The following is a 19,862-nucleotide window of genomic DNA, read 5'->3' as shown; positions in this document are numbered from 1 at the left end:
TGTGCGGTGGTAGGAGTTTATGCGGTCCAAGAAGAACTAACGAGCGGCCCGGTCAACGTACGCATGATGGTTTAGAGAGGATATAGAGAGTTAGTGTCCTCTTGATTTGCTCCTCGTGCCGCTTCGAGTTCTACTAGGTGCTCCCCTGTTAAATTAGAGGGTGAAAAGCTAGTCGCTTTTCTTTATTGAAGAACATTTAACAGGAATGTAGGGTGGTAGGAGTTTATGCGGTCCAAGAAGAACTAACGAGCGGCTCGGTCAACGTACGCATGATGGTTTAGAGAGGATATAGAGAGTTAGTGTCCTCTTGATTTGCTCCTCGTGCCGCTTCGAGTTCTACTAGGTTAACAGGGGTGTGCGGTAGTAGGAGTTTATGCGGTCCAAGAAGAACTACGATCGAGTCGGTCAACGTACGCAGGATGGTTGTGTGAGGATAGCGAAAGTATGTTTCCTATTTTAAGCACCTCGCCTTGGTTCCAGCTTCGGTGCCCCTGTTAAATTAGAGGAGGAAAAGCTAGTCGCTTTTCTTTATCGGATAAGGGATTTAACAGGGGTGTGCGGAGATAAGATTATATGCGGTCCAAGAAGAACTACGATCGAGTCGGTCAACGTACGCAGGATGATTGTGTGAGGATAGAGATATTTTGTGTCCTTTAGGTAAGCACCTCGCCTCGATTCTAGTTCTTCTAGTGTGTTATACTATTTCTACTTATTAACAGTTTGTGAGGGAGGTTGTTTTGGTTGGGTGAGTCTTTTGAGCTTGTGTCGCCGTATAAGCCTGAGGGGGATCAGCCTGAGGCGATTCGGAAGATTGTTGAGGGTATTGAGAGGAACGAGAAGCATCAGACGTTGCTTGGGGCGACGGGGACGGGAAAGACGTTTACGATGTCGAATGTGATTCAGGCTGTCAATAAGCCGACGCTTATTATGGCCCATAATAAAACACTTGCTGGGCAGCTTTATAGTGAGTTTAAGGAGTTCTTTCCTAATAATGCAGTAGAGTATTTTGTTAGTTATTATGATTATTATCAACCTGAGGCCTATGTGCCTAGTTCTGATACATTTATAGAAAAAGATGCGAGTATTAATGATGAGATTGATAAGCTACGACATTCAGCGACTAGTGCGTTGTTTGAGCGAAGTGATGTCATTATTATTGCGAGTGTTTCTTGTATATATGGTTTAGGTAACCCGGAAGAATATCGTGATCTTGTTGTCTCATTAAGAATTGGGATGGAGATGGATCGAAATGAGCTTCTTCGTAATCTTGTCGATATTCAATATGATCGAAATGATATTAACTTTACTCGCGGGACGTTTCGTGTTCGTGGTGATGTTGTTGAGATTTTCCCCGCATCAAGGGACGAGCAGTGTATTCGTGTTGAATTTTTTGGTGATGAAATCGATCGGATGACTGAGGTTGATGCATTAACCGGAGAAATTAAAGGTGAACGAAATCATGTCGCTATTTTCCCGGCATCCCACTTCGTTACCCGTGAAGAAAAATTAAAGAAGGCGATTGCGAATATTGAACAGGAGCTAGAGGAACGCTTGGCGGTTATGCATGAGGAAGGTAAACTGCTCGAAGCTCAGCGGCTTGAGCAACGGACACGCTATGATATTGAAATGATGAGTGAGATGGGCTTTTGCTCGGGGATTGAAAATTACTCGCGCCACTTGACTCTGCGTGAAGCTGGTGCCACTCCTTACACGCTAATTGACTTCTTTCCAGAGGATTTTCTGTTAATTGTTGATGAATCTCATGTTACGCTTCCGCAAGTTCGGGGAATGTACAACGGGGATAGAGCGAGAAAAGAGGTTCTTGTTAATCATGGCTTTCGTTTGCCATCTGCCCTAGATAACAGACCGTTGCAATTTCCTGAATTTGAACAGAAGGTAAGTCAAGCAGTGTATGTTTCAGCAACACCTGGACCTTATGAGATGGAGCATACACCTGAAATGATTCAGCAAATCATTCGTCCAACTGGGTTGCTTGATCCGACAATTGATGTTCGACCAATTGAGGGACAGATTGATGACTTAATTGGTGAAATTCATGCAAGGGTCGAGAAAAATGAAAGAGTGCTCGTGACGACATTAACGAAAAAAATGTCGGAGGATTTGACTGATTATCTTAAAGAAATTGGCATTCGTGTTCGTTATTTACATTCGGAGATTAAAACATTAGAACGTATTGAAATTATTCGTCAGCTACGGATGGGGACATTCGATGTATTAATTGGGATTAACTTATTACGAGAGGGTCTTGATATACCAGAGGTCTCGCTTGTTACCATTTTGGATGCAGATAAGGAAGGCTTCTTGCGTTCAGATCGCTCGTTAATTCAGACGATTGGACGAGCTGCCCGTAATTCGAACGGACATGTCATTATGTATGCAGATAAGATTACAAAATCAATGCAGCTAGCACTCGATGAAACGGCAAGACGTCGGACGATTCAGCAGGCACATAATGAGAAGCACGGAATTACACCGATGACGATTCAAAAGAAAATCCCAGAGGTTATTCAAGCAACTCAAGTTGCTGAAGAAACTGATAAGCTTGGTTACTCAACTCCTAAGACGAAGCTTAATAAGAAAGAGAAGCAAGCGATGATTGAACGAATGGAGAAAGAAATGAAGGAAGCGGCACGTGAGCTTAATTTCGAGCGAGCTGCAGAGCTTCGTGATCTTGTTCTTGAATTAAAAGCGGAGGGGTGAAACAATGGCACTTGAAAAAATCGTTGTAAAAGGGGCACGTTCCCACAATTTAAAAAATATTGATGTAACGATTCCAAGGGATAAACTCGTTGTGTTAACAGGGTTGTCAGGCTCGGGGAAATCCTCACTAGCGTTTGATACTATTTATGCTGAGGGACAACGACGCTACGTTGAGTCTCTCTCTGCCTATGCAAGACAATTTCTTGGACAAATGGATAAGCCAGATGTCGATGCAATCGAAGGTTTGTCACCAGCGATCTCAATTGATCAGAAAACAACGAGTCGAAACCCTCGCTCAACCGTCGGTACTGTAACTGAAATTTTTGATTACTTACGATTATTGTATGCAAGAGTGGGCCGACCGGTTTGTCCTAAGCACGGCATTGAAATCTCATCACAGACGATCCAGCAAATGGTCGATCGCCTGCTTGAATACCCAGAGCGTACGAAAATGCAAATCCTTTCACCACTAGTATCTGGTCGCAAAGGGACGCATGTGAAGGTGCTTGAAGATGTCAAAAAGCAAGGCTATGTCCGTGTTCGTGTTGATGGAGAGATGCGTGAGGTAGCGGATGAGATTGAGCTCGAGAAAAATAAGAAGCATAGCATTGAAGTCGTGATCGATCGAATTGTAATCAAAGAGGGCATACATACGCGTTTGGCTGATTCTTTAGAGGCAGCTCTTGCTCTATCGGATGGAAGAGTTCTTGTCGATGTGATTGACGATGAGGAATTACTGTTCAGTCAGCATCACGCTTGTCCTGAATGTGGATTTTCAATTCCTGCACTGGAGCCACGCATGTTTTCATTTAATAGTCCTTTTGGTGCTTGTCCAACATGTGACGGACTAGGATCTAAGCTCGAAGTCGATGTGGACCTTGTCGTACCAGATCGAACCAAGACATTGCGTGAACATGCCATTGCTGCATGGGAGCCAACAAGCTCTCAATACTATCCAAAACTACTTGAGGCTGTTTGTGAACATTATCAAATTAATATGGATATCCCTGTTGAACAAATACCCGAGGCCTTATTTGATAAAATTCTATATGGGAGTGGATCTGAACGGATCTTTTTCCATTATGAAAATGAATTTGGTCAAGTGCGAGAGAACCTAGTATTGTTTGAAGGCGTTATTAGCAATATTTCACGTCGCTACCATGAAACAAGCTCTGATTATGTACGGGAGCAAATGGAAGGCTATATGATGCAAAAGCACTGTCCAACGTGCAAAGGCTACCGGTTGAAGCGTGAGGCTCTTGCTGTCTTTGTCGGTGGACATCATCTTGGACAAATTGCGTCATTATCAGTCAAGGATGCGAAGGTATTCTTTGAGGGGCTTGAACTAACGGAGAAGGAACAAGCGATTGCTCGGTTAATTTTCAAAGAAATTAATGACCGTCTTGGTTTTCTTATTAATGTTGGTCTTGATTATCTCTCTCTAGGACGAGCAGCAGGCACATTATCAGGAGGAGAGGCACAACGGATTCGATTAGCCACTCAAATTGGATCTTCGTTAATGGGGGTTCTCTATATTCTTGATGAGCCTTCAATCGGACTTCACCAACGTGATAATGACAGGCTCATAGAGGCACTTGAACATATGCGTGACCTTGGGAACACATTAATTGTAGTCGAACATGATGAGGACACAATGATGGCAGCAGACTATATCATTGATATTGGTCCTGGAGCTGGTGTGCATGGTGGACAAATTATGGCTGAAGGCACGCCAGAGGAGATTATGAACGATCCTAACTCGTTAACGGGGCAATATTTATCTGGGAAGAAGTTTATTCCTGTTCCAAGTAAGAGAAGAGAATCCATTGGTCGTTCATTTTCTGTAAAAAAAGCGAGTGAAAATAACCTAAAGAATGTATCAGTCACATTCCCACTTGGACAATTTATTGCCGTCACTGGTGTCTCGGGCTCAGGAAAAAGTACGTTGATTAATGGGATTGTATACAAAGCATTGGCACAAAAGCTTCACCGGGCAAAGGACAAACCTGGACAACACGGCGAAATGATCGGTCTTGAAGAAATTGATAAGGTCATAGATATTGATCAATCACCGATTGGTCGAACGCCTCGTTCGAATCCAGCGACGTATACAGGAGTCTTTGATGATATTCGTGATGTGTTTGCAATGACGAATGAAGCGAAAGTTCGAGGCTATAAAAAAGGTCGTTTCAGCTTTAATGTTAAAGGTGGACGTTGTGAGGCGTGCCGTGGTGATGGAATCTTAAAAATCGAGATGCACTTTTTGCCAGATGTTTATGTTCCGTGTGAAGTGTGTGAAGGAAAACGGTATAATCGTGAAACGCTTGATATTAAATATAAAGGCAAAGCGATTTCAGATGTGCTTGCAATGACTGTTGAAGAAAGCTTAGATTTCTTCTCGAATATCCCGAAGATTAGTCGTAAAATCCAGACTCTTGTTGATGTTGGTCTTGGTTATATTCGTTTAGGTCAGCCAGCTACTACATTATCTGGTGGTGAAGCACAGCGAGTAAAGCTTGCCTCACAGCTTCATAAACGAGCAACAGGGAGAACACTCTATATTCTTGATGAACCAACAACAGGACTACATGTCGATGACATTGACCGCCTCCTAACCGTATTACAACGTCTAGTAGATAACGGCGACACGGTCTTAGTCATTGAACACAATTTAGATGTGATCAAGACCGTCGATCATATTATTGACCTTGGCCCAGAAGGTGGAGACAAGGGCGGAAAGCTAGTAGCACAAGGAACACCAGAAGAGGTAGCTGACGTCAAGGGTTCTTACACTGGAAAGTACCTTAAACCAATCCTAGAACGAGACCGCAAACGAATGGAAGAAACCATCCGCGAAAAAGAATTACAAAATAATTAAAAATCAGTGAAACATGAAGAGCGGAACGTCCGTATATACATATAGAGAAAAAGGCGTACCTCCTTTTTCTCTATATAGCAATGAGCGAAACCGCTGCAAAATCTTAAGAGGCTAGGACATAACTCAAGTGTCTAACTGAAATACCGAATAAAGCAATTACGTAGCGGATGAAATATACGTAGACTCCTGCGGGATGCAAAAGCCAAGGGTGAGACCCCGCAGTGCAAACGAGGAGGCTCACCGGCTTCCCGCGGAAAGCGTAGTATATTTCAGGAGCGGTTTACGTCCGCCAACTACCATTGTTCGGATTTTCTATTAGTTAAATCACTTTTGTCCCAGCCTCGGGCAGCGAGAGAAGCCATTGCCACTGGGCTCTGGACTCAACACCAAGTTGAAAAAACTGCTAAAAAACCTTAAGGTCACCTTGGGAAATATCACGGTCCAGTCGTTTTAACATGACTATTCTTTTTCAAAAATTTTAGGAGGGTAAGTTCAATGGAAGAACGTAAAATGATTTTAAAGATGATTGAAGACGGAAAGATCACGGCAGACGAGGGTATTAAGCTTCTTGAAGCAATGGAAAAGAAAGACCCGATCCAAGAAAATCAATCCAAGACTTCTACAGAAGTGTCTACACAGGTTGATTGGGAGGAAGGCGAATCATTTCGAGAACGAGTACGTCATACAACATCATCAACGACAAATCTTTTTACGTCTTTTATTGAGAGTGCTATCCAGAAAATTAAAGACGTTGACTTAGACTTTAATTTTGGAGCGTCTTTTGATGTTGATCATATCTTTCAGCATCGAGAAGTAGCTCCAACTTCAATTGATGTTTCACTTGAAAATGGTTCAATTACATTTAAGCCTTGGGATGAACAGGACATTCGCGTCGAGTGTAAGGCAAAGGTCTATCGTGTAAAGGACCGTGAAGAAGCGAAGCGGCTATTTTTAGAAGAGTGTTCGTTTAAAGTATCAGATCAACGGATGCTTTTCCATACGAAAACAAAATCGATAAAAGTTCAAACGATTGTGTTCGTACCAAGACAAACATTTACTCATATTAAGCTGTATACGTTTAATGGCCAAATTACTGGGGAACAGATAGATGTCGATACTTTTGATGTAAATGCGATGAATGGATCTCTTCACTGTGTAGCGATCAATGCAAAGAAGGTTCTAGCCGAAACCGTGAATGGTGCAATTGAGATGAAGCGATCAACAGTTGACCTGTTAGATGTGAAGACATTGAACGGTGCAATTACGATTGCGGGTCAAATACAAGATATTGATGCAGAAACGGTGAATGGCTCAATAACCTACAAGCTTGATGGCTTGAAAGAATCAGGCTATGCCGACTTGAAAGCAGCAACAGGTAGTATTCATATCTTTCTTCCTAAAACGATTAGGGTTGAAGGCAAGCTGAAGACGAATGTTGGTGGGTTTACTATTGGTTTAGATGACCATGAAATTTTAGAAGAAAAGAAGGAATTTGCTCAGAAGCATTTGTCCTTTATTGGAAATCAAGAGTCTTCACCAAGAATAAAACTCAATGCATTAACAAATACCGGCTCGGTTCTTCTGAAGGATCGAATGGATTGAGGTGTGAACTATGAAGAAATTGTATCGATCACAGTATAATCGTAAATTAGCAGGAATATGTGGAGGCTTGGGATCATATTTTTCTATTGATCCAACGATTGTCCGAATTCTAACTGTTGTCTTATTCTTTGTCTCAACAGGTGTTCCTGTTCTACTTGCTTATATCATTGGTATTTACATTATCCCAAATGAGGAGGATGTGAACTCGTAGTATGAAATGGTTGATAGGTCTAATCATTAATGCAGCAGTGTTAATGGGAATTTCTTATTTGTTTACTGGGATTGAGTTGTCTGGCTTTGGTGCAGCAATCATTGCTAGTCTCTTGCTATCATTAATGAATACGGTTGTTCGACCGATCCTTGTATTTTTCACTTTACCAATTACGGTCTTAACATTAGGACTCTTTCTCTTTGTCATTAGTGGCATTACGTTAATGATTACTGCATTTATTATGGGTGATGCATTCATTATCGATGGCTTTGGCACAGCAGTGCTTGCAGCTGTTATTATTGCCCTTATTCAAACGTTTGTTTTAAAACCACTGAAAAAAAGACGCTAATGTGGCAGCAAAATAGTTATTTGACATCGGGTGTTTCAGTATCAGTCTGGAACATCCTTTTTGTCATTCCAGTAAAGATGGCTAAGTCCAAGTGATCATGCTAGAATGGTAAGGGTACTCACTTAAGACGGTATTTTCAGAAAAATAAAGGTGGGATGTTAAAGTGGTAAAAGTGACAGCAAATGACTTAATCGAAGAGTTTAAACTAGAGATTTTAGCAGGGGAAGAAGGAATTTATCGCCTCATCTCGACGAGTGATATTTCTCGTCCTGGGATTGAAATAGCCGGATACTTTAATTTCTATCCAGCGAAACGATTGCAATTGCTCGGTCGAACGGAATTAACCTTTTTGCAGCATCTCCAGTCACATGAAAAAGAAGAACGTATGCAAAAGCTTTGTACATATGATACACCTGGAATTGTTATAACTCGTGGAATGGACGCACCTCAAGAGTTGCTGGATGCAGCTGAAAAGGTTGGTGTTCCGATCCTCCGTTCACAAATACCTACAACACGTCTAAGTAGTAGCATTACGACATATTTAGAAAGCCAGCTTGCACCAACAACAGCAGTTCATGGTGTACTCGTTGATATTTATGGAATTGGTGTTTTAATCACTGGGAATAGTGGTGTTGGTAAAAGTGAGACAGCACTTGACCTTGTTCGTCGTGGACATCGTCTTGTTGCAGATGATTCTGTTGAGATTCGTCAAGACACTGAGGGGACACTAATTGGGCGTTCGCCAGAGTTGATTCAACATTTACTTGAAATCCGTGGGTTAGGGATTATTAATGTCATGACATTATTTGGAGCGGGAGCGGTTCGACCATTTAAACGAATAGTGCTATGTGTCAATCTTGAGCTTTGGGATCAGAAGAAAGCCTATGACCGCCTTGGCTTAGAGGAAGAGAAAATGAAGATTATTGATAGTGAAATTACTAAATTAACGGTCCCTGTTCGTCCAGGTCGAAACCTTGCCGTTATTATTGAGGTTGCGGCAATGAATTTCCGCTTAAAGCGTCTTGGATTTGACGCAGCTCAGGAATTTTCACAACGTTTATCAACCGTCATTGAAGAAGGGGATCATGACGATCTACAATAGAAAATAGAAGGAGTGAGAGGCTTGGAGGAGAAAATTGAGCCGTTAAATCGAATATTTTTAGAGATAGGTCCACTCACTGTGTATTATTATGGCTTGATTATTGGGGTTGGGGTATTTCTTGGTTATTTAATCGCCTCAAGAGAATCTGTCAGAAGAGGGATGCCAAAGGATACATTTGCCGATTTACTCCTGTATGCGATTCCAATCGCAATCATTTCAGCGAGAATTTACTATGTTATTTTCCGTTGGGATCAATTTGCAGATGACCCTATTCGTGTGTTTTATATTTGGGAGGGTGGAATTGCAATCCACGGGGCGTTAATAGGTTCTGTGATCACCGCATATATATTTGCTAAAAAGAATAACCTTTCATTTTGGCAACTAGCCGATGTTGCAGCTCCGGGAATTTTGCTAGGTCAAGCAATTGGTCGCTGGGGGAACTTCATGAATCAGGAGGTTTACGGTGGGCCTGTATCAAGAGAATTTCTTGAAGGACTGTTTTTACCTGAATTCATCATTAATCAAATGTATATTAATGATGCCCATTATGGCTGGAGTTATTTCCATCCGACCTTTTTGTATGAATCGCTTTGGAGCTTACTAGGGGTTGCTATTTTACTATGGCTTCGTCGGGTTAATCTTCTTCAAGGGGAGATATTCCTTACGTATGTTATTTGGTATTCAATTGGACGTTTCTTCATTGAAGGGATTCGTCTAGATTTCTTATTAATTGGCGGTGTCTTAAAAACCGCACAGGTGATTTCAATCGTTCTAGTTATTGCCGCTGTTGCAATGTTCATTTATCGCCGAATGAAGCCAGATACGCCGAGGTATCATGACCCGGCGTTACCAGTACAAGAAACGAAAAAGACAAAGAAAAAGAAGAAAAAATAACAGAGGGAAATGTGGGGAGAAACGATGGGTGTCTTAAAGCGAGGCTTTCTAGTTGGATTACAAACGACATGGACGCTTGGAAAAGTTATTTTTCCGATTACACTAATTGTCACAATCCTTGGATTTACACCTGTTCTTGATTGGTTAGCCAGGATGCTTGCACCAGTCATGAGCTGGATTGGCTTACCTGGTGAAGCTGCTATTCCGTTAGTTTTAGGAAATGTCATGAATCTATATGCCAGTATCGGAGCCATTGTTACAATGGATTTATCTGTGAAGGAAGTGTTTATTTTAGCGGTAATGCTTTCATTTTCACATAATCTCTTTATTGAGTCGGCTGTTACAACCAAGGTCGGCATTCGCATGTCTGTTGTTCTGTTTGTGCGAGTTGGTTTAGCTATTGTTTCTGCATTACTTATTCATTGGTTATGGAATGGTGGGCAGGAACCAGCACAATATGGATTGATTCCAGCTAGTCAACCTCAAGTAGAAGGATGGCTTCCGATTATATGGCAAGGGATTTCAAGTGCATCACTTGGTATTCTTCAATTAGCGATGATTGTCATTCCGCTCATGATTTTTGTTCAAGTGATGAAAGAGCGTAACTGGCTACAAGTTGTTTCAAGACTAATGGCTCCTTTTACGAGAATGCTTGGTATTAAAGAAAACACATCAACGACGTTAGCGTCAGGCCTGTTATTTGGGATGGCGTACGGAGCAGGTGTCATGATTCAGGCTGCGAAGGAAGACGGTGTCTCGAAAAAGGATTTATATTTAGTGTTTATCTTTCTTGTTGCTTGTCATGCTGTGATTGAGGATACGTTAATATTCATTCCTCTTGGAATTCCTGTTTGGCCGTTACTGCTCGTTCGACTTGTTACAGCCATTGTCTTAACAATCGTCGTCGCTTTTGTTTGGAACCGATTAGAAAAAAAGCAAGCACTTGAAGGAAAGGAAGCAACCTATGAACATTGATACACTACTATTTGATTTAGACGGAACGTTAATTAACACAAACGAATTAATTATCGCTTCGTTTTTGCAGACGCTTGAGCATTATCGTCCGGGGGAGTATACCCGTGAGAAGGTAATTGAATTTATTGGTCCACCGCTTGTTGATAGTTTCAAAACGGTGGATCCCGAGCTTGTTGATGAGATGATTGTTCATTATCGAACATTTAATCATGCAAAGCATGATGAACTTGTGACGGAGTATGAGGGTGTGTTTGAAACAATCGAACAGCTTCATAAGAGTGGATATAAGCTAGCAATCGTGACAACGAAAATTCGCAAAACGGCTTTGATGGGGCTTGCCTTAACAGGGCTAGATCAATTTTTTGATGTTGTCATCGGTCTAGATGATGTTGAGAAAGCTAAGCCCGATCCAGAACCATTAGAAAAGGCATTAAAGCAATTAGGTTCCCAAAAAGAATCTGCAATGATGATTGGAGACAGCCACTTTGATATTCTTGCCGGCAAGAATCTTGGCATACCGACAGCGGTTGTTGGTTGGTCTATAAAAGGACCTGAAAAAGTCCTTACTTTTGAAGCAGATTACATACTAGAAAATATGAGGGACCTGTTAACGATTGTTGGAGTTGAGAAAAAGTGAGTCGGAATACAGAGCGTTATCCTGTCAAAACAGCAAACTCTCTCTGGCATATTTATCAAACCGTCCCATTTTGGAAGGTTGTAAAAAACTTCATTGTTATTCAAATCTCACGCTACATGCCTTTTTTACACGTTAAAAATTGGCTCTACCGAAAGCTACTGCGGATGAATGTGGGTGAGGAGACCGCTGTTGCGTTGATGGTGATGATGGATATTATGTTTCCTGAACGTATTACGATCGGTCGAAACTCAATTATTGGTTATAACACAACGATTCTTGCACATGAATATTTGATTGAGGAATATCGCCTTGGTGATGTGATCATTGGTGATAATGTCATGATTGGAGCGAACACGACGATCCTTCCTGGTGTAACGATCGGGGACGGTGCAGTGATTTCAGCTGGGACACTTGTTCATAAAGATGTTCCGGCTGGAACCTTTGTTGGTGGAAATCCAATGCAAACGATTCGGACAAGCAACAAAGAATATTGATCTAAAGGCCACTAAAAAAGGTAGGATTTCACCTTTTTTAGTGGCCTTTAAGCAATGAGAGTACCTGTTTCATTGTCCTAAGCTTGCTATGAGTAAGCGGCTTATTGCGTACATGCTGCTTCCTTTGTAAACAGTTGACGATCTTTTTCATTTGTCTTTCAAGTTTTCCTATAGTAAACGGTTGACGACATTTGCTGATCGTTGTAAACTTACGATATACTTTATCTTATTAGCATATTAGCGAACTAAAGCGTTTTGATAGAAGATAGCTTAAAAGGAGTGATTGATTTGTCTAAACCATTTATGTTTGAGAAACCGATTGGAATGCGTGATACCCTTCCAACAATGTATGCGACAAAGAAACTGATTCGTGATCAATTGGAAAGTGAAATGACTGGCTGGGGCTATCAAATGATTGAAACACCTACTTTAGAATACTATGAGACTGTTGGTGTTGCCTCAGCGATTCTTGATCAGCAGTTGTTTAAACTTTTAGATCAACAAGGAAATACGCTTGTTCTTCGTCCAGATATGACAGCACCGATTGCAAGGCTGGTTGCCTCAAGCTTAAAGGGAGAAGCCTATCCACTTCGCCTTGCCTATCAGTCAACGGTGTATCGGGCACAGCAACATGAGGGCGGGAAGCCAGCTGAGTTTGAACAGCTAGGTGTAGAACTAATCGGTGATGGTACAGTGAGTGCCGATGGTGAAGTGATTGCGTTAATGATTGCTGCATTAAAGCGAGCGGGTCTTTCACATTTCAAGGTTGCTATTGGTCATATTGGCTATGTGAATGCTCTCTTATTAGAAATAGTCGGTAATGAGGAGCGTGCAGATGTCTTACGTCGTTACCTATATGAGAAAAACTATGTTGGTTTTCGTGAGCATGTCAAAAGCCTGCCCCTGTCATCAATTGATCAGCGCCGCCTTCTCAGTCTGCTTAAGCTGCGTGGGGACAAAGAATCACTTCAGGAAGCAAGCAAGCTAGTTCAAGGTGCAGAAGGACTTCGTGCTGTTGAGGAGCTTGAGGAACTATGGAGTGTACTTGAGAGCTATGGAATTGCTGATTATGTAAAGGTTGACTTCAATCTTGTTTTACATATGAGTTATTACACTGGTGTGGTCTTTGAGGGCTATGGAGGTAATTTAGGTGTTCCTCTCTGCAGTGGTGGCCGTTATGATGAGCTGCTAAGTAAATTTGAAAGACCTGGTCAAGCAACAGGCTTTGGCGTTAGATTGGATCTACTTGTTGAGGCATTAGGACAAACACAGGAAACAAAGCAAACATGCATCCTATTCAGTAAGGAACGTCGTGTGGAAGCCTTTCAACAGGCAGCAACATTAAGAGAAGAAGGTTCAAAAGTCGTGCTTCAGGATATTGCTGGAGTAAAAGATGTCGATAGCATGTCAGAGCAATTTATTGAGGTTCTTTATTATATTGGTGCAAAGAAGGGAGAGGCTTAAGATGACTGAATGGTTAACAGTAGCAATGCCGAAAGGGCGTATTTTCGAAGAAGCGGTTGAATTGCTCAGAAAAGCAGGTTATCAGCTCCCATCAGAATTTGATGATTCCCGCAAACTTATCATAGATGTCCCAGAAGAAAACATGCGTTTCATCCTTGCAAAGCCAATGGATGTTCCGACATATGTCGAACATGGTGTAGCCGATGTTGGTGTAGCGGGGAAAGACGTGATGATTGAAGAAGAGCGGACAGTATATGAAGTGCTCGATTTAAAGATTAGTGCTTGCTATATGGCAGTAGCTGGACTTCCTGGTTATGAGAAGAAGGATATTAATCCAAAGGTTGCCTCAAAATATCCTAACTTAGCTACACAATATTTCAAGGAGCAGGGTGAACAAGTTGAGATTATTAAATTGAATGGCTCGATTGAACTTGCCCCATTAATTGGTCTTGCTGACAGAATTGTCGATATTGTCTCGACTGGACGTACTTTAAAGGAAAATGGCCTAGTTGAGCTTGAAACGATTGTTCCGATTACCTCAAGATTAATTGTCAACCCTGTTAGCTACAGAATGCAGGATGAGCGGATCGATCAAATGGTAGAACGTCTTTCCAAGGTAATCGAGGAGGGAACGGAATGAAGATCGTAGCAGTTGATGGGACTGTTAGTATTAAGCGAGACTTAGATACAGGGACAGATACGCAACGTCAGGCAGTTGAAGAGATTATTGCTCAGGTCCGAGAGCAAGGTGATCAAGCATTGTTTTCGTTGACGAAGAAATTCGATGGAGCTGAACTTCAACAATTACGAGTAACCGAGCAAGAAATGCAGAACGCCTATAAAGAGATTAGTGATGACATTATAAGTGCGATTCGTCAAGCGATCGATAATATTAGAGATTTCCATGAACGTCAAACACGTCAATCATGGATGACGACGAAGGAAGATGGAACGATTCTTGGTCAAAAGATTACCGCACTAGACTCTGTCGGTGTCTATGTGCCAGGCGGGAAAGCGGCTTACCCATCATCGATTATGATGAATGTAATTCCAGCTCAGGTTGCTGGAGTACAGCGTATTGCAATGGTTTCTCCTGGTCAAGCAGATGGTTGTCTGCCTGCAAGTGTGCTTGTTACAGCAAGTGAACTCGGCGTGGAAGAGATTTATAAAATAGGCGGGGCACAAGCAGTTGCTGCCTTAGCTTACGGTACAGAGTCTGTTCCTGCCGTTGATAAGATCACTGGACCTGGGAATATTTATGTTGCATTAGCGAAGCGTGCTGTGTTTGGCAAGGTTGACATTGATATGATCGCTGGACCAAGTGAGATTGTCGTTCTTGCTGATGAACAAGCCAATCCACGCTATATTGCTGCTGATCTTCTGTCACAGGCAGAACATGATGAGCAAGCCTCTGCTGTCCTTGTGACAGCATCACAGACACTTGCTGAAGCAGTAGCAGCTGAGGTTGAAAAGCAACTAAAGACTTTACCTAAAAAAGCGATTGCCGAGGCATCAATACGGGACTATGGTGTCATTTATGTTGCTAAAGATTTAGTTGAAGCAATTGATGTGGTCAATGAGCTTGCTCCGGAACATCTTGAAATTTTAACCGAGGATCCAATGAAGCTAGTCGGAAAAATTCGCCATGCTGGTGCGATTTTCGTTGGACCATATAGCTCAGAGCCTGTTGGTGATTATTTTGCAGGTCCGAATCATGTGTTGCCAACAAACGGTACTGCTCGCTTCTCTAGTCCCTTGAATGTTGATGATTTCACGAAAAAAACGAGCATCATTTCTTATAGTAAAGAAGCAATTGAACAAAATGGTCGGCAAATTTCTGCTCTTGCTCGCTTAGAAGGACTTGAAGCCCATGCCCGAGCAATTGATATCCGTTTGGAGGGAAAGTAATGAGACAAGCAAACATTGAAAGAAACACTGGTGAAACGAAGATTAAGCTTGATTATGCGATTGATGGGGAAGGTAAATCTGAGCTTTCGACAGGTGTTCCTTTCCTAGATCATATGCTCGACCTTTTTACAAAGCATGGTCATTTTAACTTAACTGTTGATGCAGATGGTGATACAGAAGTTGATGATCATCATACAACAGAGGATATTGGAATTTGTCTAGGGATGGCGTTAAAGGATGCATTGGGTGATAAAAAAGGAATTCGTCGCTACGGCAATGGGTTCGTTCCAATGGATGAGACGTTAGCACAAGTTGTTGTCGATTTAAGCAATCGCCCGCATCTTGAATTTCGAGCTGAATTCCCAAGTCAAAAGGTAGGCACGTTTGATACTGAGCTCGTTCATGAATTTATGTGGAAGCTAGCGATCGAGGCACGAATGAATCTACATATTATCGTTCATTACGGTCATAACACACATCACATGATTGAAGCGGTCTTCAAGGCACTTGCACGTGCATTGGATGAAGCGACTAGCATTGATGAGAGAGTAAAAGGTGTACCGTCCACGAAAGGAATGTTGTAAGATGATCGGCATCGTTGATTACGGAATGGGAAATTTGCATAGTGTTAGCAAAGCTCTTGAGCGTTTGCAATTAGACTATGTTCTAACAGATCAAATCGATGAATTGGAAAAAATGGATGGGCTTGTTTTGCCAGGTGTTGGTGCCTTTCCCGATGCAATGAAAACATTAGACCAAATGGGGCTAAGCGATTTTTTACGTCGATGGGCAACGTCAGGAAAGCCGCTATTAGGCATTTGTCTTGGGATGCAGCTGCTCTTTGAAGAAAGCACGGAGCATGGTCAAACAGAAGGATTGAAGCTGTTACCAGGTCGTGTTGAGCGTTTTAGTGGAGTGACTAGTGAAGGTCAGAGCTATAAGGTTCCGCATATGGGCTGGAATCAATTACGCTTTGATCAGCCAGAGCATCCGCTACTGAAAAATGTAGAAGTTGGTCATGTCTATTTTGTTCACTCATATGTCGTGAAGCATGATGATGAAGATGTACTAATCGCCTCGAGTGAATATGACGGGGTTGTACCAGCTGTCGTCGGTCGTGAAAATGTATTAGGAACACAATTTCATCCAGAAAAAAGCAGTGATGTAGGAATGTCGATTCTTCGAAATTTCGGAGAACTTGTGGAAAAAGGAGGAAAAGCAAATGAGTGAGTTCGTTATTTATCCGGCGATTGATATGAGAGACGGGAAATGTGTTCGTCTTGTGCAAGGCGACTACGATCAAGAAACGGTTTATGGTGATTCCCCTTTTGATATGGCAAAGGTTTTCGCAGAAAGCGGGGCAGAATGGATCCATATGGTTGACCTTGATGGCGCCAAGGCGAAACAGCGTGTGAACCATGAGCATGTTATCCGAGTTGCTAAGGAGCTTGACGCAAAGGTTCAAATTGGTGGCGGTATTCGAACAGCAGAAGACGTTGCCTACTACCTCGAACAAGGTGTTGATCGTGTCATTTTAGGGAGTGTTGCAGTCAATAACCCTGAATTCACAAAGGAAATGCTGCAAACATATGGTGGTCATCGGATTGTCATTGGTCTTGATGCAAGAGATGGTTATGTTGCAACAGAGGGCTGGCTTGAGACCTCTTCTGTTAAAGCTGAAACACTTGCTCAGGAACTAGCTCGCTTTGGTGCTGAGGTATTTATTTTTACTGATATTTCTCGTGATGGAATGCTGTCTGGACCGAATACTGAAGCCATTACTGCACTTGCTGAAGCGACTGGCAAACAGGTGATTGCATCAGGTGGTGTTAGTTCACTTGAGGATTTAACTGAGCTTCGTAGTCGAGCTAGTAAGGGTGTAAGTGGGGCGATTGTTGGCAAGGCTCTTTACACAAATCAATTCACACTGAAAGAGGCTCTTGAAGGAGTTGTTAAATAGATGCTAACAAAACGAATTATTCCATGCTTGGATGTCAAGGAAGGCCGTGTTGTTAAAGGAGTGCAGTTTGTTGACTTACGTGATGCTGGTGATCCAGTAGAGCTAGCTGCTTTTTATAATGAGCAAGGAGCGGACGAACTCGTTTTCCTAGATATTTCTGCTTCTCATGAGGGCCGGGAAACGATGGTTGAAGTAATTGAACAAGTTGCTGGAACGCTAGCGATTCCGTTTACAGTTGGTGGCGGAATTAACTCACTTGAAGACATGAAACGTGTCCTTCGTGCTGGTGCTGACAAAGTCTCACTTAATACAGCAGCTGTCAATCGACCAGAGCTTGTTAAAGAGGGAGCCGATTTCTTTGGTTCGCAATGTATTGTTGTTGCAATTGATGCTAAATACGATCAAGAGCTAGGTTCATGGCGAATCTATACACATGGCGGTCGTAAAGCGACGGAGTGGGAAGTCATTGCATGGGCAAAGGAAGTGGTTCGTCTAGGTGCTGGTGAAATTCTTTTGACAAGTATGGATCAAGATGGGGCAAAGAATGGGTTTGACCTTGCGTTAACAAAGGCTGTAAGTGAAGCTGTAACGGTTCCGGTTATTGCTTCTGGTGGTGCAGGGAAACAGGAAGATTTCAAGGATGTCTTTGATGATGCTAAGGCAGATGCTGCACTTGCTGCTTCAATTTTTCATTATAAGGAAACATCGATTGCAGAAGTGAAATCGTATTTAAAAGAAAAGGGAGTGACCGTACGATGACAATAGAAAAGATCGTCTTTGATCAAAATGGACTGGTGCCAGCAATCGTTCAAGATGCAGCGAGTAAGGAAGTATTAACGCTTGCCTATATGAATAAGGAATCGCTTGAAAAATCGTTGGAAACAAGAGAAACATGGTTCTACTCACGTTCGCGTCAAGAGCTGTGGCATAAAGGCGGAACATCTGGTAATACACAGCAAATCATTGATATGCGGTATGATTGTGATGCAGATAGTCTTGTCGTCCTTGTGGTTCCAGCAGGGCCGGCTTGCCATAAGGGAGACTACACTTGCTTCTCTGATTCGTTAATTGATCAATCAGTCAAGACAAACCCTACTCGATTTGCCATTCTCGATGAGCTTGAAGCTTTAATTGCAAAGCGTGAAGCTGATCGTCCAGAAGGAGCATATACAACGTATTTATTTGAAAAAGGCGTTGATAAGATTTTGAAGAAGGTTGGCGAGGAAGCGGGCGAAGTCATTATCGCAGCGAAGAATCGTGACCCCGAGGAGTTGAAATGGGAAGTGGCGGATTTGTTCTATCATGTTCTAGTCCTTCTACGTGAACAAAAATTACCGCTTGATGAAGTGCTTAATGTACTTGAAGAACGTCATAAGTCATAAGTGTGTATAATCCATGACCTTAGCCTGTCGATACGGTCTCGTTAAAAAGAGACTAGCGGCAGGCTTTTTGTATAAATAGATGCCCATGGTCAGATGCTTGAATCTGTTAGAAAGGGAGATGTATACGCTTTGTGGAACTCTTTACGGACATGAGATTCCTTAAATCGCAATAATCACCCTTTTTATTATTTTTAGGGACATATGATCCGTTATTTCATATGAATTTTAAAATAATGACAGTTAGGACAATAAATAAAGGATTAAATGTCCGTTAAGTAACAAAAATGACGATTTAGACAAAAATAACGGAACCGATGTCCGTAAGTAATCTTAGGATTTAAGCTACATCTTTTCAGTGGCCTCAGCAAAAGTGTAATGGAGATCTAGCGGGTCCCTGTATCTACCTCTACCTCTTTAAAAGTAGTAATACCATCTATTGGAGATTAGATTAAATCAATAAAGAAGAATCGTTTTTGTATATTCATTAAAATCAAGTAGATGCTTTTCGAGAATCTTTTCAAGTATCAATAGATTAAGCTCTTGATAATCATGAACGGCGATATTTCTGAATCCGACCATTGCTTTCATTTTGGCAGAAAGTGGTGTTGGGATAATGCCTTCGTTTTCTAAAAGGGTGAATGCATCTCTGCTATTCTGTGGTAAGCCTAGCTTTTTTTCTGCAACAATATGCATAGCGAGATCTATACTTGCCTCAGACGCCCGTTGTAAATTCAAAACAATAGAATCTTGTTTAGTATAGTTTTTTAAGTTCAGAGGCTCACCCTCATATTCCTCATTGACTCGTTTTATACATCTTTCAATAATACTTATTTTATTTAAAATGACATCATTGTTCATAGATTGACCCACTTTCTTCTATATTTCTCAATATAGGTAAACGTTCTTCATTTAATTTAGCGTACATTTTTAGTACTTTTAATTCAAAGTTAGCTTTCTTCAATTCATCCGAACAATGAATCATCTTACCAGTATGTATGACTTGGGCTTGAAAAACGGTACTGGCCTGGTTCAAATCAATTAAATCTACATCAAGATTTAGTTTTGAAGCAAGATCTTGCGAAATAATAAATAATTGATATTGATCTAACTTTAAATTACTTAAGAATGCTACATCAACATCACTTTGATCATTCGCGGTTCCTTTTACTGTTGAGCCAAATAAAATGATTAAGAATGGAGATATATGTTCAACTAAATGATCAACAATTATTTGTTTAATATCATTATTCATAGTTAGAAAACCTCCATCAGTCATTCTTTTTTT

The 19,862-nt window shown here is 41.6% G+C and carries 20 protein-coding genes; 18 read left to right on the top strand and 2 right to left on the bottom strand.

What is annotated here, in order from left to right; all coding sequences use genetic code 11:
• The first annotated feature begins 741 nt into the window (after window positions 1-741).
• The 18 genes from uvrB (at window position 742) to hisIE (ending at window position 18,577) form a co-directional block, all read left to right on the top strand.
• Window positions 742-2,721: an excinuclease ABC subunit UvrB gene (gene uvrB, locus J7W16_RS02550; protein WP_210595572.1), complete on the top strand. Its 1,980-nt coding sequence runs from the start codon at window positions 742-744 to the stop codon at window positions 2,719-2,721.
• 4 nt (window positions 2,722-2,725) lie between these two features.
• Complete coding sequence (gene uvrA, locus J7W16_RS02545; RefSeq protein ID WP_210595570.1) at window positions 2,726-5,599, top strand: excinuclease ABC subunit UvrA; 2,874 nt, start codon at window positions 2,726-2,728, stop codon at window positions 5,597-5,599.
• Between the two features lie 495 nt (window positions 5,600-6,094).
• Window positions 6,095-7,201 carry a DUF4097 family beta strand repeat-containing protein gene (locus J7W16_RS02540; protein ID WP_210595552.1) on the top strand — a complete coding sequence of 369 codons (1,107 nt, stop codon included), beginning with the start codon at window positions 6,095-6,097 and terminating at the stop codon, window positions 7,199-7,201.
• A gap of 10 nt (window positions 7,202-7,211) precedes the next feature.
• Window positions 7,212-7,412 (top strand): PspC domain-containing protein, encoded by a 201-nt coding sequence (locus tag J7W16_RS02535; RefSeq protein WP_210595550.1) that lies wholly within the window; start codon window positions 7,212-7,214, stop codon window positions 7,410-7,412.
• 1 nt (window position 7,413) lies between these two features.
• Window positions 7,414-7,761 carry a phage holin family protein gene (locus J7W16_RS02530; RefSeq protein ID WP_210595548.1) on the top strand — a complete coding sequence of 116 codons (348 nt, stop codon included), beginning with the start codon at window positions 7,414-7,416 and terminating at the stop codon, window positions 7,759-7,761.
• 163 nt (window positions 7,762-7,924) lie between these two features.
• On the top strand, window positions 7,925-8,863 hold the full coding sequence (hprK, locus tag J7W16_RS02525) for an HPr(Ser) kinase/phosphatase (protein ID WP_210595546.1): 939 nt from the start codon (window positions 7,925-7,927) through the stop codon (window positions 8,861-8,863).
• Window positions 8,864-8,884: 21 nt separating this feature from the next.
• Window positions 8,885-9,757 (top strand): prolipoprotein diacylglyceryl transferase, encoded by an 873-nt coding sequence (gene lgt, locus J7W16_RS02520; RefSeq protein ID WP_210595544.1) that lies wholly within the window; start codon window positions 8,885-8,887, stop codon window positions 9,755-9,757.
• A gap of 24 nt (window positions 9,758-9,781) precedes the next feature.
• On the top strand, window positions 9,782-10,732 hold the full coding sequence (locus J7W16_RS02515; protein WP_210595542.1) for a nucleoside recognition domain-containing protein: 951 nt from the start codon (window positions 9,782-9,784) through the stop codon (window positions 10,730-10,732).
• Complete coding sequence (ppaX, locus tag J7W16_RS02510; RefSeq protein ID WP_210595540.1) at window positions 10,722-11,369, top strand: pyrophosphatase PpaX; 648 nt, start codon at window positions 10,722-10,724, stop codon at window positions 11,367-11,369. The genes J7W16_RS02515 and ppaX overlap by 11 nt, the downstream gene beginning before the upstream one ends.
• On the top strand, window positions 11,366-11,863 hold the full coding sequence (locus tag J7W16_RS02505; RefSeq protein ID WP_210595532.1) for an acyltransferase: 498 nt from the start codon (window positions 11,366-11,368) through the stop codon (window positions 11,861-11,863). Before ppaX ends, J7W16_RS02505 begins: the two co-directional genes overlap by 4 nt.
• Window positions 11,864-12,151: 288 nt before the next feature.
• Window positions 12,152-13,327 carry an ATP phosphoribosyltransferase regulatory subunit gene (locus J7W16_RS02500; protein WP_210595530.1) on the top strand — a complete coding sequence of 392 codons (1,176 nt, stop codon included), beginning with the start codon at window positions 12,152-12,154 and terminating at the stop codon, window positions 13,325-13,327.
• A 1-nt stretch (window position 13,328) separates the two neighbouring features.
• Window positions 13,329-13,967 carry an ATP phosphoribosyltransferase gene (gene hisG, locus J7W16_RS02495; protein WP_210595528.1) on the top strand — a complete coding sequence of 213 codons (639 nt, stop codon included), beginning with the start codon at window positions 13,329-13,331 and terminating at the stop codon, window positions 13,965-13,967.
• A complete protein-coding gene (hisD, locus tag J7W16_RS02490) occupies window positions 13,964-15,235 on the top strand; it encodes a histidinol dehydrogenase (RefSeq protein ID WP_210595520.1) in 1,272 nt (423 codons plus the stop codon). The genes hisG and hisD overlap by 4 nt, the downstream gene beginning before the upstream one ends.
• The gene (gene hisB / locus J7W16_RS02485) at window positions 15,235-15,819 is read left to right on the top strand and encodes an imidazoleglycerol-phosphate dehydratase HisB (protein WP_210595512.1); all 585 of its coding nucleotides are present in this window, start codon (window positions 15,235-15,237) and stop codon (window positions 15,817-15,819) included. Before hisD ends, hisB begins: the two co-directional genes overlap by 1 nt.
• Window position 15,820: 1 nt before the next feature.
• On the top strand, window positions 15,821-16,465 hold the full coding sequence (gene hisH / locus J7W16_RS02480; RefSeq protein ID WP_210595510.1) for an imidazole glycerol phosphate synthase subunit HisH: 645 nt from the start codon (window positions 15,821-15,823) through the stop codon (window positions 16,463-16,465).
• Entirely contained in the window at window positions 16,458-17,195 is a 738-nt protein-coding gene (gene hisA, locus J7W16_RS02475) for a 1-(5-phosphoribosyl)-5-[(5-phosphoribosylamino)methylideneamino]imidazole-4-carboxamide isomerase (protein ID WP_210595502.1), read from the top strand. Before hisH ends, hisA begins: the two co-directional genes overlap by 8 nt.
• A complete protein-coding gene (gene hisF / locus J7W16_RS02470) occupies window positions 17,196-17,954 on the top strand; it encodes an imidazole glycerol phosphate synthase subunit HisF (protein WP_210595500.1) in 759 nt (252 codons plus the stop codon). It begins immediately after the preceding gene.
• Window positions 17,951-18,577, top strand: coding sequence for a bifunctional phosphoribosyl-AMP cyclohydrolase/phosphoribosyl-ATP diphosphatase HisIE (gene hisIE / locus J7W16_RS02465; protein WP_210595492.1), 627 nt, complete (start codon window positions 17,951-17,953; stop codon window positions 18,575-18,577). Before hisF ends, hisIE begins: the two co-directional genes overlap by 4 nt.
• Before the next feature lie 453 nt (window positions 18,578-19,030).
• On the opposite strand, the gene hepT is transcribed toward hisIE, so the two are convergent.
• Together hepT and mntA are read right to left on the bottom strand one after the other, a co-directional pair.
• Window positions 19,031-19,435: a type VII toxin-antitoxin system HepT family RNase toxin gene (gene hepT, locus J7W16_RS02460; RefSeq protein ID WP_210595490.1), complete on the bottom strand. Its 405-nt coding sequence runs from the start codon at window positions 19,433-19,435 to the stop codon at window positions 19,031-19,033.
• A complete protein-coding gene (gene mntA / locus J7W16_RS02455) occupies window positions 19,425-19,829 on the bottom strand; it encodes a type VII toxin-antitoxin system MntA family adenylyltransferase antitoxin (protein WP_210595489.1) in 405 nt (134 codons plus the stop codon). Before mntA ends, hepT begins: the two co-directional genes overlap by 11 nt.
• Window positions 19,830-19,862 lie beyond the last annotated feature (33 nt).

Source organism: Halalkalibacter suaedae (assembly GCF_017939705.1).
Classification (GTDB): Bacteria; Bacillota; Bacilli; order Bacillales; family Bacillaceae_D; genus Halalkalibacter; species Halalkalibacter suaedae.
Note: the sequence above shows the minus strand (reverse complement) of the source record. Positions and strands in the feature narration are given on the sequence as shown.